At 47.9% G+C, this 11,659-nt stretch carries 9 protein-coding genes and 2 pseudogenes; 5 read left to right on the top strand and 6 right to left on the bottom strand.

Annotated elements, in window-relative coordinates:
- Positions 1-100: 100 nt before the first annotated feature.
- Positions 101-614, top strand: a pseudogene (locus RIM23_RS22740) (RNA-guided endonuclease InsQ/TnpB family protein); the annotation flags it as partial.
- 38 nt (positions 615-652) lie between these two features.
- Here RIM23_RS22740 and RIM23_RS22735 read toward each other — a convergent pair.
- A complete protein-coding gene (locus tag RIM23_RS22735) occupies positions 653-829 on the bottom strand; it encodes a hypothetical protein (RefSeq protein WP_446369572.1) in 177 nt (58 codons plus the stop codon).
- Between the two features lie 42 nt (positions 830-871).
- On the opposite strand from RIM23_RS22735, the gene RIM23_RS22730 reads away from it, so the two are divergent.
- Positions 872-1,960: an MFS transporter gene (locus tag RIM23_RS22730; protein WP_446369568.1), complete on the top strand. Its 1,089-nt coding sequence runs from the start codon at positions 872-874 to the stop codon at positions 1,958-1,960.
- On the opposite strand, the gene hemW is transcribed toward RIM23_RS22730, so the two are convergent.
- Positions 1,944-3,167 carry a radical SAM family heme chaperone HemW gene (gene hemW, locus RIM23_RS22725; RefSeq protein WP_446369566.1) on the bottom strand — a complete coding sequence of 408 codons (1,224 nt, stop codon included), beginning with the start codon at positions 3,165-3,167 and terminating at the stop codon, positions 1,944-1,946. The genes RIM23_RS22730 and hemW overlap by 17 nt on opposite strands.
- Positions 3,168-3,692: 525 nt before the next feature.
- Between hemW and RIM23_RS22720 the strand changes: the two genes are divergently transcribed.
- Together RIM23_RS22720 and RIM23_RS22715 are read left to right on the top strand one after the other, a co-directional pair.
- On the top strand, positions 3,693-4,772 hold the full coding sequence (locus RIM23_RS22720) for a PIN domain-containing protein (RefSeq protein ID WP_446369564.1): 1,080 nt from the start codon (positions 3,693-3,695) through the stop codon (positions 4,770-4,772).
- Positions 4,773-4,958: 186 nt separating this feature from the next.
- Entirely contained in the window at positions 4,959-5,180 is a 222-nt protein-coding gene (locus RIM23_RS22715) for a ferredoxin-thioredoxin reductase variable chain (RefSeq protein WP_446356845.1), read from the top strand.
- A 106-nt stretch (positions 5,181-5,286) separates the two neighbouring features.
- Here the strand turns inward: RIM23_RS22715 and RIM23_RS22710 are convergent, their stop codons facing one another.
- Complete coding sequence (locus tag RIM23_RS22710; protein WP_446369562.1) at positions 5,287-5,508, bottom strand: hypothetical protein; 222 nt, start codon at positions 5,506-5,508, stop codon at positions 5,287-5,289.
- 254 nt (positions 5,509-5,762) lie between these two features.
- Here RIM23_RS22710 and RIM23_RS22705 point away from each other — a divergent pair, with 254 nt between their 5' ends.
- Positions 5,763-7,544 (top strand): autotransporter domain-containing protein, encoded by a 1,782-nt coding sequence (locus tag RIM23_RS22705; protein ID WP_446369560.1) that lies wholly within the window; start codon positions 5,763-5,765, stop codon positions 7,542-7,544.
- Between the two features lie 275 nt (positions 7,545-7,819).
- Here RIM23_RS22705 and tkt read toward each other — a convergent pair whose 3' ends face one another.
- The 3 genes and pseudogenes from tkt to RIM23_RS22690 all read right to left on the bottom strand — a co-directional run.
- On the bottom strand, positions 7,820-9,838 hold the full coding sequence (gene tkt / locus RIM23_RS22700) for a transketolase (RefSeq protein ID WP_446369558.1): 2,019 nt from the start codon (positions 9,836-9,838) through the stop codon (positions 7,820-7,822).
- A 269-nt stretch (positions 9,839-10,107) separates the two neighbouring features.
- Positions 10,108-11,283 carry a DUF7507 domain-containing protein gene (locus tag RIM23_RS22695; RefSeq protein ID WP_446369570.1) on the bottom strand — a complete coding sequence of 392 codons (1,176 nt, stop codon included), beginning with the start codon at positions 11,281-11,283 and terminating at the stop codon, positions 10,108-10,110.
- A gap of 114 nt (positions 11,284-11,397) precedes the next feature.
- A pseudogene (locus RIM23_RS22690) lies at positions 11,398-11,659 on the bottom strand (hypothetical protein); the annotation flags it as partial.

Below are 11,659 nucleotides of genomic sequence, written 5' to 3'. Positions count from 1 at the left end.
GACACCCAATTGGGGTAGACATAGGTGTAGGGGCGAAGCATTTGCGTACTATACTTATGCCACTTCCTGTTCACTAATCTCCGCAAATGCTTCGCCCTTACTGGCGACCAGCGATGGCGTTGTTGTCAAGCCGCCTAAGTTGTTTAAGGCACTACAAAGCAAGCTGAGATTGCTGCAACGTAGGTGTAAGCGAAAACAGAAGCGGTCAAACAATTACGAGAAACAACGGCTCAAGGTTGCTCGACTTCACCACTACATTGACAACATCAGGAAAGATTTTCACTTCAAGCAAGCTCACGCCCTTTGTGATGCTGGCGATATGGTTTTCATGGAAGATTTAGACTATAGAGTTAGCGCTCAAGGGATGTTGGGTAAGCAGATGCTTGATGCGGGGTTTGGTCAATTCCGTACCATCACCCAATATGTGTGCTGGAAACGAGGGGTGTAGGGGCGAAGCATTTGCGTACTATACTTATGCCACTTCCTGTTCACTAATCTCCGCAAATGCTTCGCCCTTACTTACTGTTGTTGATGCCAGAGGCACTTCTCAGGAGTGTCCCGAATGTAAAGGTGAAGTGAAAAAAGACCTGAGTGTCCGGGTACATGATTGCCCTCATTGCGGCTATAAAACCGATAGGGATGTTGCCAGTGGTCAGGTAATCAGAAACCGAGGGGTAGAGTTAATTAGTACCACAGGACTTGCGGGAAAGGAAACTGCCTGTGCAGCCGAGCTACCGGGGGTTGGTGAAAGCCAGTCTAGGCAAGTGGCGAAACCCCGAAAGGGAATAACCAGGAAATCCTCAAAGTGATTTGGGGAAGCCCACACCATAATTTTCAATTTGGTGTGGGAGGATGTCACGCCGAGAAATTCATGACCGTTCAAAAATTAGCATCCCTGCGCCTAACTACTGCCGGATTTATGGGACTATTTTTACATGGCATTATTGTGGCAGCACCAGGGGCGTTTCTGCCCCAATGGACGGCAGCATTTGGCGAAACCGTGAATGTTGGACTTTTCTACACGGCGTTTTTGCCTAGTAGTTTAGCTGGACTGGTATTAGCATCGCGGCGAGTCGAACGTCATCCTTGGTTTGCTCTGGCATTTGTTACGGTTATGGTAGCATTCGCCCTTATCGCCCTATCCCCTACATTTACCTGGATTGGACTAGCCGCACTCCTGATCGGATTTGGAGACGGAATTCTCAATCTCCAATGCAACAGCTTAGTTGGCGAACTTCATCCCCAACGGCGAATTGTGCTGCTCAACTGGGCAAATGCTACCTTTGGAGTTGGAGCATTAAGTGCGCCTCTGATGGGAACATTTCTCCCTTGGCGATTGGCGTTTGGACTCGTGGCAATTTTGGCGCTGGGTTCCGTTGCTTTAGCCTGGAGAGCGCCCCAGGTTTTGAACTATCAACCTAAGCGCGATCGCATGCCTTGGAAGCAGGCTACCCCCTTTCTGGTGGTGATTTTTCTCTATGTCGGGTTAGAGAGTGCGATCGGTACATGGAGTGGCGCTTACTTGAGAAGCTTGGGTGAGAGTGTTGTTTGGAGTGGCACACTGCTTTCTCTCTATTGGGGAGGATTGACAGTGGGGCGTTTAACATTGAGCATTTGGGTCAATCCCCAACCGATTCGACGATTGCAATGGTTGCTGCTGGCTGGATTAGCCGTGGTGACCTTGACGAGTGTTTTTCCCTTTGGTATCTTGTTTGCTGTCGCTGCCTTCCTCTACGGTCCCACCTTTGCCACCGTATTTGCTTTGGTGCAACACAAGTGTGGTCATGTGGCAATAGGCTATCTATTTTATGCTGCCTACTTGGGCAAAACCTCTGTTCCGGCACTCTTAGGTCAAATCGGTAACCCAGCCTATTTCCCTTACGGGTTTATTGCCCTGGCACTACTTCTCTATGGGATGAGCCGAAAAATTTCTGTACCCTCACTCACGTACAGCGACTAAACAAATCAGCCAGAATCTGATTAGAAAACAAAAACCCCTCTGGATCACTTAATCTCAGCCGCCCATTCATCGGTAGTTTCTGGGCATTGTGCCAATCCCAGGCTTTTCCATCTCGTTCTACAACTTCTACCCAACCTTGCTGGTAGTAGGGCTGCAAAGTTGTGCCAATCTGTTTGAGAGTCTTCTCGCCAAACTGCTGCACCAGTGTCGATAGACTCACACCTTCTGCCAAGCGTAGTCCTAGCATCAGAGTTTCTAACAAAATATCCACGTCCGAGAGTTCTGGACTTTCCCAGATCCCATTCGCTTCAATGAACTGTTGCACCCAAGTATAATACTCTCGCCGAGTGCGGGGGCGAGTAAACCGCCGCCCCTGGACATAACTCGCCGCCCCCATACCAAACCCATAAAAAGGATGGTTTTCCCAATACACCCGATTATGTCGGCATTGGTGAGTGGGTAAAGCATAGTTGGATATCTCATAATGTTCATACCCGGCATCAGTGAGGAGCGTCTGGGCAAGGCGGTACATTTGAGCGGTTGTCTCGTCAGTCGGTAAGGGAGAAATTCCGGGGCTGTACTGTCGTCCAAAGGCGGTAACGGGTTCTATAGTCAGGTCATAGCATGAGATATGGGTAGGGGTAAGCTGAATGGCGGCTGTCAAGGATTCCTGCCACTGTTCTAAGGTTTGAGTGGGCAATCCAGAAATCAAATCTAAACTCCAGTCGGGAACCTCTACTTGGCGGAGCAAATCGACAGCGGTAAAGATATGATTAAGCTGGTGCGATCGCCCACAAATGCCCAATAGTTCATCTTGAAAGGCTTGAACTCCTAAGCTAACTCGATTCACGCCAGCATCCCGGTATCCTTTGATCTGGGACAGGTCGAATGTGCCTGGGTCCATTTCCAGGGAAATCTCCGCATCGGTAGCTATGCCAAACTGCTGTGCTAAGGTATCCAGAATGCGGCTTAACTGTTGAGTCGATAACAGAGAGGGGGTGCCACCGCCAAAGAAAATGGTTGATAGAGAACCAGTCGAGGCTGGTGTGGTTTGGATTTCTTGAGTCAATACCTCAACATATTCCTCAATCGTGCCGGACGTGCTACCCGTGGCTTTATCGCCGACTACGGATACAGGAAAGTCACAGTAGTAGCAGCGACGTCGGCAGAAGGGAATATGGATGTAGGCAGAACGAGGAATTCCCATCTCTATGACTTTCTCAGATTTGTTTAAAAAATTTAACACATTCTTCCGGAATTCGGGGAGCAATTCTTAAAGTTTGATTAACAAGTCAGTAGGTCAATGGAAATCAACCCAACTCTATCACGTTCTGTAAATACACCTTAAACCCTGACATAAGACGTAGCTGGCTTCTTGATGAGCGAGTATGACGAATAAGTTGTTATTTCAAGACAGTTGTAGAACAATTCTTGAGCCATCAACTAAAGCAGGGCTAAGCAGGTGGGTAAAAATAAACTCAACTCTATTACGTTATGTAAATTTGTCTCAAATTATTGCCAATGAAAAATGGCGCTCCTGACCGTTCACCTTGAGTTTACCGCATGGGGAGAACCGTATTCTCTTATACGAAAAACTGAAGATTTGAGCTAAGCCGATAGGCATAGGAAAACAAAAGGAAGTGAAAGATATAATAAATGAGATTAACCTCTATGATTATAAATCTCGAATAGTATTGGAAGATTTGCCAGATAAACCACTTGGATTGGAACCATGCTTGATTTTGTCATTATTCTTTTATTCATCCTAGGAGGAGCCGGTGTAGGGTTCGACGCCGTTGAATTGCTGCCGCCCTCCGTGCAGGAACAGATCACAAATCTGGAAGCGCTGCGCTGGATTTTAGCCAGTTTTACCGCCATTATCGGTTTTGCGGTTGGGTTAACCGTGCAGGTGACCTATCGTCGTTTGGAAAAGCAGGTGCGCCAACTGCCAATTGAGGTAATTTTAACCCGGGCAGTCGGTTTGGTATTGGGGCTGCTGTTAGCGAATTTAATGCTAGCACCGATTTTCTTACTGCCTTTTCCCTCTGAGTTTGCCTTTATCAAGCCCCTAGCGGCAATTTTGGGCAGTGTGATGTTTGCCTTTCTGGGAATCAGTTTGGCAGATACCCACGGTCGGACTTTTTTGCGACTGATTAATCCGAACAGCTTGGACACCATGTTGGTGGCAGAAGGGACGCTCAAACCGGCGGCGAGTAAGGTACTGGACACAAGCTGTATTATTGATGGTCGCATTGAGGAACTTTTGAATACAGGGTTTGTCGAGGGTCAAATCCTGATCCCCCAGTTTGTGTTGCAAGAGTTGCAGCAGCTAGCTGATGCAGCGAATGATCAAAAGCGGATTCGGGGACGGCGCGGGTTGGATATTCTCAAGGCAATGCAAACGGCTTATCCGGAACGCCTGATTATTCACCGGGCTGATTATGAGGATATTCATACGGTGGATGCCAAATTGGTGCGCTTTACTCAGGAAATTAATGGCACGCTTTTGACCAATGACTACAATTTGAGTAAAGTGGCTAATTTGCAAAAAGTCCCCGTACTCAATGTCAATGACTTGGCTCACGCGATGCGTCCGATTTATCTACCGGGTGATAGTCTGGAACTGAAAATCCTCAAGGAGGGGAAAGAACCCTCTCAAGGCGTGGGTTACCTAGATGATGGCACGATGGTGGTTGTAGAAGAAGGACGTAACCACCTCGGCGCCGAAATGCGGGTTGTGGTGACCTCTGCTTTACAGACTTCTGCCGGACGGATGATTTTTGCTCGTCCTCAAGCTTCTGTGGCGGCGTAAACATAAGAATCGGCTGCGGTTGAGGTGGCTTATACTTCTGGAAACGGTGCTGGAAAATCAGCACCGTTTTTGATCAGTTGCCAAACTAATCTCTAGGAAGGAACACTGCTGTGTAAGAATGGTTTAGTATTGCCGGAGCAATTTCTGGCAAGATGTAGGCTGTTGGAGAGAAAACGAGCTTTTTGTATGAAAGTTGGCGATCGCGTTAGAGTTAAGACATCTGTTATTGTTTACCACAATCCTGCCCACCGCAATGAGCCGTTTGATATCAAGGGTATGGAAGGCGAAGTCATTGCTATCGTTACGGAATGGCAAGGGCGACCCGTGAGCGCTAACTTACCGATTCAGGTCAAATTTGATAAAAAGTTTCGCGGTCACTTCCGGGAAGATGAGTTAGAAGCGTTGTGAATGTTCAGTTCTTCTCAACAAAATCAGTCAGTTGTTCGGTGAAAATACCTATCCTCGTCAGCTTTTTTGTTGACGGTTAACGGCGTATTATTATTCATTTGAATCATTAGCGACGGCGACAGAACCACCCAAACAGGTTGATGTCGCCTTGCATTTTTTGGAGTTCTTGTTGGTGGCGTTTGGCGGTTTGGCGATACCATTGGCAGTAGGACTGGAATTCTTGGCGATACTGCGTTTCTCGGTGGAACTCTTGAGCGAGTTTGTAGGTGGCAAAAATATCCGCAGCAGGCGGAGGGGTGGGTAAAATTTGGCGGAATTCCTCTGACATGGATTAAAGAGTATTGGGTTTAGCACAAGTCAAGGACCAGGATGTTTAGTGTAACAGGCTCACTCAGAATATGTTCACTAGGCTGATAGATTTAGCGAATTTATTGTTTATCTGTATGGAAATCCAGTTAAAGTTAGACTAGAAAAACTTAGAGTAATTGCAAAGATGATCAGGGGAGCAGGTCATTCTCATTACTCAAGTTTCAGTAGCACATTAGTGCTTAAGTCAGCGCTACTTAGCTTAGGGTAATATTCATGCAAAAACAAGCTCTAGCGATCGCATCTGTTTTATTATCTACCCTGTTGCCGCTCGATGCTTCGGCACAGAAATTTGAGGAGTTTTACATCTTTGGCGATAGTCTCTCAGACGTTGGCAACAGATTTGAAAGCTCTCAAGGTCTCTTCCCTCCTAGCCCTCCCTATTTTGAGGGACGTTTTACTAACGGTTTGGTCTGGGTGGAAGTTCTCGGATTAGAGTTAGGAATTGATCACAATCGAGCTAATAACTTTGCCCTTGGTGGTGCAACCTCAGAGGATGTGCTGGAGCAGGTTATTGAGTTGACCACAACAAGGCAACCACTCGATTCCAATGGTCTTTATACCGTTTGGGGCGGAGCCAACGACTACCTCGACATAGCTCCAGGCACAAACCCAACAGATATAGACACGACAACCACGGTCAACACCCTATCTAATGCGGTGACAACGCTGATTGCAAACGGTGCTGAAACGATTATAGTAGTCAACCTGCCAGATTTGGGAAGGACGCCTCTAAGATTAGCCTCTCCCTTTCCTGCCGACGCTATCACCGCCGCAGTCAATCAATACAACCGCAACTTAAATGCAGCTATGCAAATGTTAGCTCAAAACCGTGAAGTTCAGATCATACCACTCGATGTCAATGCTCTGGTTAATGAAGTTCTCGCCGAGCCTGCCAGATACGGCATAACAAACGTGACCGAACCTTGCTTAAATGATGCAACAGATACGGTTTGTCCCAACCCCGACGAGTATTTTTTTTGGGATGAAATTCATCCGACTGCTGCCGTTCATGAGCTGCTTGGAGAAGCGGCTTTGGCAGTGCTGATTAGTCCTCAAACAGTTATCCCCCAAGCCGACATTGCCTTAAGCGTTGCTCGCAGGCAGACTCAAACGATTGACGCTCGGCTCCGGTCCCTGCGAGGTGTCCGCGAAACTCCCCCCGAACAACGGGTCGGTGCCTTCGTGAACGGTGACATCAACTTCGGCGATAAAGATACCAGCAATAGCGAACCGGGTTATGATTTGACAACGACAGGCATTACTGCTGGCATTGACTATCGCATCACGGGCGACCTAGCGATGGGAGTTGCTGTCGGGCACCTCAGCAATGACACCGAACTTGATGATGACCTCGGCGAGGTTGAAGTTGATGGTTATGCCGTTTCTATCTATGGCAACTATGTTCGGGGTAACTTCTATACGGATGCCGTTGTCAGTTATGGTTGGAATGACTATGAGATAACCCGCCAAATCGAATTTGACAACCGCAGGGCTACGGCTGACACGGAGGGGAACCAGCTATCGGTCAAAGTGAACGGTGGTTACAATACCAGATTGGGCAACTTTTCTTATGGACCCACCCTAGGAATTGGCTATGATCGCGTCGAAATTGATGATTACACTGAGGAAGGTGCTCTTAGCCTCAACATGAAAGTCCAAGACCAACAAGTGGAATCGCTAGTTCTCAGTGCGGGCGTTCAGGCGGCTTATGTGTTCAAAGCTGGCAACACTACAGTGACACCCAATATCCGGGCAATTTACGAACACCAGTTCGCCAACGACAGCCGCGAAATCGAGACGGAACTCCTCACCCAACCCGGCATCCCGATACGGGCGACTACAGACGACCCCGATCGCGATTACGTCAGATTAGCCGCTGGAGTGGACGTGCAGTTTTCCCAGAATTTTTCCGGCGCGATCGATTACGAAACTGTCGTCGGGCGCGAAGACTACACCGACCATAGGGTTAGAGCACAACTGCGCTACCAATTCTAAACAACACCTAAACAACACAGATGTTTTATAATTGCCAATCTGAGCTCAAGCACTCAAGAATAGTGAAAAAGGCTCTCTATTTCTAGGGAGCCTTTCTGATTGTAAGTGGTCGAACATAAATAAACGGTACTGTATCAAGACATTAAAAATGCTTGTCACCTTTACCTCAAGAGAGGTTGGGTGATGTTTACAAAACTTTATACAGCACCCAAAAGTTTTGTCCGACTACTTAGGGAAACGGAACTGCCGTATCCCTACGACTGAAATTACTATCCTTAAAGCGCCTTAGCCTTAGCCACGATATTATCCACCGTGTAGCCAAACTTCTCTAAAGCAACCTCACCGGGAGCCGATACGCCAAAGTGATCAATACTAATCGTGTCACCTTCAGCGCCAACATAGCGACACCAGCCAAAGCTAGAACCCGCTTCCACTGCTAGGCGCTTGGTTACGGCTTTCGGTAGTACAGATTCCCGATAGCTTTCATCCTGTTCCTCAAACAGTTCCCAGCTTGGCATGGAAACCACGCGGACTTTCTTGCCTTCACCCCGGAGTTTTTCCGCCGCATCAACACAGATGTGGACTTCGGAACCTGTGCCAATTAAGATGATGTCGGGTGTGCCATCGCTATCAGATAGGATGTAAGCACCTTGGGCGACAGCATCAATCGAACTTCCGTCTAGGTTAGGTAGCCCTTGCCGGGACAATGCTAACAGACTCGGTGTTGACATTCCATTGGCAGGTTTTGCCTTCTCAATCGCTATCTTGTATGCACCAGAGGTTTCATTGCCATCCGCCGGACGAAGCACGATTAAGTTGGGAATCGCTCGCAGGGTGGGAATATGCTCAATTGGTTGGTGCGTCGGACCATCTTCCCCTAATGCTACAGAGTCATGGGTCATTACCCAGATTACCCCGGCATGGGATAGGGCAGACAGGCGAATCGCTCCCCGCATGTAGTCGGTAAAGACTAAGAAGGTGGCACCATAGGGAATCAACCCAGACTTATGCAGGGCAATCCCATTACAAATTGCTCCCATGCCATGTTCGCGCACACCAAAGCGAAGGTTGCGGTTTTCATAGGCACCTTTTTGGAAATCCTTTGAGGATTTGAGTAAGGTTTTGTTGGAAGGGGCTAAGTCAGCCGAACCGCCAATCAGTTCCGGTAATACCCCAGCCATGACGTTGAGGATTGTGCCAGATAGATTCCGAGTGGCATCTTTCTTATCCTCAGGTGTATAGGAAGGTAGGACTTTCTCCCAACCGTCGGGCAGCTTACCACTGACCATCCGTTCTAATAAAGCTGCTTCCTCACCGTATTCAGCTTTATAACGGGTGAAGAGTTTGTTCCATTCTTCTTCATATTGGGCACCGCGATCAACTGCTTTGCGGAAATGCTTCAGGGCGTCTTCGGGTACCTCGAAGGCGGGATAATTCCAACCCATATGTTCACGAGTGGCTTGTACTTCATCAGCACCCAAGGCTGCACCGTGTACGTCATGGGTATTGGCTTTATTGGGAGAGCCGAAACCAATGGTTGTGGTGACTTTAATTAAGGAAGGTTTATCGGTTACCGCTTTAGCTGCTGCAATTGCCTTATGAATCGCGTCCAAGTTGGTGTTACCATCGGGAACATGCTGGACGTGCCAACCATAGGCTTCAAAGCGCTTGCCCACATCTTCCGTAAAGGCAAGGTCGGTGGAACCGTCAATGGAGATATGGTTATCATCATAGAGGGCAATCAGTTTGCCCAGTCCCAGGTGTCCTGCCAGAGAACAGGCTTCTCCTGAGACACCCTCCATATTGCAACCATCACCTAAGATGACATAGGTGTAGTGGTCGATAATTTGGCAATCGGGTTTATTAAACTTGGCGGCTAAATGTGCCTCTGCCATCGCTAAACCGACACCATTGGCAATCCCTTGTCCTAATGGTCCGGTGGTAACTTCTACCCCTTCAGTCATGAAGTTTTCCGGGTGACCAGGAGTTTTGGAGTCCAACTGGCGGAACTGCTTGATATCATCGAGGCTGACGCTATCGTAACCTGTTAGATAGAGCAAGGCATACTGTAACATACAGCCATGACCCGCAGACAAAACAAAGCGATCGCGGTTTAACCAGTTGGGATTTTTTGGGTTGTACCGCATCAGGCGATCCCACAGCACAAACGCCATCGGTGCTGCGCCCATTGGCAATCCGGGATGACCGGAATTTGCTTTCTCTACGGCGTCTATCGCCAGAAAGCGGATGGAATTAATACAAAGTTCTTCGACAGATTGGGTTGCAACGACCATAGGTGTTATGTAATGACTCCAGGAAACTAGGGTTTAACGCAAAATTACTTCCGTAAAGCAAAGGTTACTCTTTCCCCAAGGATACTATCATCATCCCATTAGGGGGATCGATGATCAAGAGTCTCTGGTATAAGCTGGACTAAAATTTGAGGATTGGGTTGAATAAGCAGGACAAGTTGTTCTGTATATGTTTACACAGTATAAAGGTAGGGGCGCATAGCCATGCACCCCCACTGGGATAATTTATTGGGTTGAGAACCTAGAACAAATTACAATACTTCGGTGTAATGGAATGTAACTTTCTCGCCAAATCGGTCAAAACGTCCATCAATTGTCGCTTCTGCAGTCGCCCGAATTGGGTCAGGGACAGCACTATCAAAGGTGGACTTGTAGCCGATGTAGACTGAGGAACCGAAGACAATTGAGGTATTAAATAGCTCTGTTGATGGATCGCGGTCGGTAAGCAGCGTTTCGTTGGAGTCGAGTATACCATTGGGATTGCTGTCAATCCAGAACTGGTTACTGTAGCCCAATTCTGTGGGTAGCCAGCTCTTCTTATTACCCTTGCTCCCTTCGACTTGTTCCTCGTAACCCATATTCAAGGAATCAACCTTGACATCAACCGGATCACCGCTAGCATTGACTATGCGGAAGTTCCCAGAAAGCATATCACCATTGCGGATTCCGGTGAGGGAATCAATCTCGATACTGCGCTGATTCTTCTGGAAAACATCTACAACAGCATCGTCATCGTCAGAGGTTTCATTTCCTTCATCATCCGTACCGTTGGCGATGATGGTATTTGTGGGATCTTCCCAAGGATTTAATTCACCGGGTGCATAGGATGTCGTATAGTCGAAGGTGAAGGCTTCACCAAGGTCAAGAACTATATCTCCTGTATTCCCTGCAGCTTGCCAATCGGCTAAAGCATCAGTAATCCGATCAACGGTTTGCACTTCAGTAGTTTGCTGAATACCATCGCCGTTATTATCGATCCAAAGGCTGTCTGGTAGGGATGTAATTGTGACGGGGTCATAGTCAGCGCTATTGGGGTCACTGTCATTGGTGATTGTAACCGTGTAGGTGACATCAGCACCCACATCTTCGCGGATACTGGTTGTACTAGCTTCCTTGATGACGCTAATTTCTGGAAGCGCATCGCCATAGTAGTTAGCATCATCGCTGTCGGTTAAAGGAGCCTGGTTACCCAGATCATCGGTGTAGGTAACATCAACAGTCGCGGTGTTGGTGTGCTGTCCGGCTTGCCAAGTCGCACCGTTGAAGATCACGTTTGTGGATGCACCAGCCGCTAATGTGCCAATGTCGTATTGACCATTACCCGTGGTTGCATCTCCCGTGAGTCCATCCAGTCCAAAGTCGCTATCGGTTAAGCTGATGTTATTTAGAGCAACGTTACCCGTGTTGGTGACGATAAACTTGAAGATGGGATCACCGTTACCTTCGGTTAGTAGAGGACCGGTTGGGCTATCGGCATCAACAAAGGTTTGTCCGCCATCAACGGAAACGTATTTCTCGACATCAATGCTAGGGTCAGCACCCTAGTAATCACTGGGGTCATCATCCGCTACGGTTTCGGAGTTACCTAAGTCATCGGTATAATCGCCAGTGACTGTACCGATGTTGCTGTAATCACCCGCAACGGCTGTGCCTGTTCCTTCATAAATCCAGGTTTCTGTGGTGTCTAAAATGCCATCGGTATCTGTATCACCACTGACATAGTTGACAACTACACCTTGGTCATCGCTGACATTGACGTTGGATAGACCGATGTTTCCGGCATTGCTAACACTGTATGTCCAG

Source organism: Coleofasciculus sp. G3-WIS-01 (genome assembly GCF_040223135.1).
Lineage (GTDB): Bacteria > Cyanobacteriota > Cyanobacteriia > Cyanobacteriales > Coleofasciculaceae > Coleofasciculus.
The sequence above is the reverse complement of the archived record's forward strand: the minus strand, read 5'-3'. Positions and strand labels throughout refer to the sequence as shown.

Excerpts from the sequence above, each read along its gene's own strand:
- RIM23_RS22735 (WP_446369572.1), bottom strand. The coding sequence starts at position 829 with ATGGTGTGGGCTTCCCCAAATCACTTTGAGGATTTCCTGGTTATTCCC.
- RIM23_RS22730 (WP_446369568.1), top strand. The coding sequence starts at position 872 with ATGACCGTTCAAAAATTAGCATCCCTGCGCCTAACTACTGCCGGATTT.
- hemW (WP_446369566.1), bottom strand. The coding sequence starts at position 3,167 with ATGGGAATTCCTCGTTCTGCCTACATCCATATTCCCTTCTGCCGACGT.
- RIM23_RS22720 (WP_446369564.1), top strand. The coding sequence starts at position 3,693 with ATGCTTGATTTTGTCATTATTCTTTTATTCATCCTAGGAGGAGCCGGT.
- RIM23_RS22715 (WP_446356845.1), top strand. The coding sequence starts at position 4,959 with ATGAAAGTTGGCGATCGCGTTAGAGTTAAGACATCTGTTATTGTTTAC.
- RIM23_RS22710 (WP_446369562.1), bottom strand. The coding sequence starts at position 5,508 with ATGTCAGAGGAATTCCGCCAAATTTTACCCACCCCTCCGCCTGCTGCG.
- RIM23_RS22705 (WP_446369560.1), top strand. The coding sequence starts at position 5,763 with ATGCAAAAACAAGCTCTAGCGATCGCATCTGTTTTATTATCTACCCTG.
- tkt (WP_446369558.1), bottom strand. The coding sequence starts at position 9,838 with ATGGTCGTTGCAACCCAATCTGTCGAAGAACTTTGTATTAATTCCATC.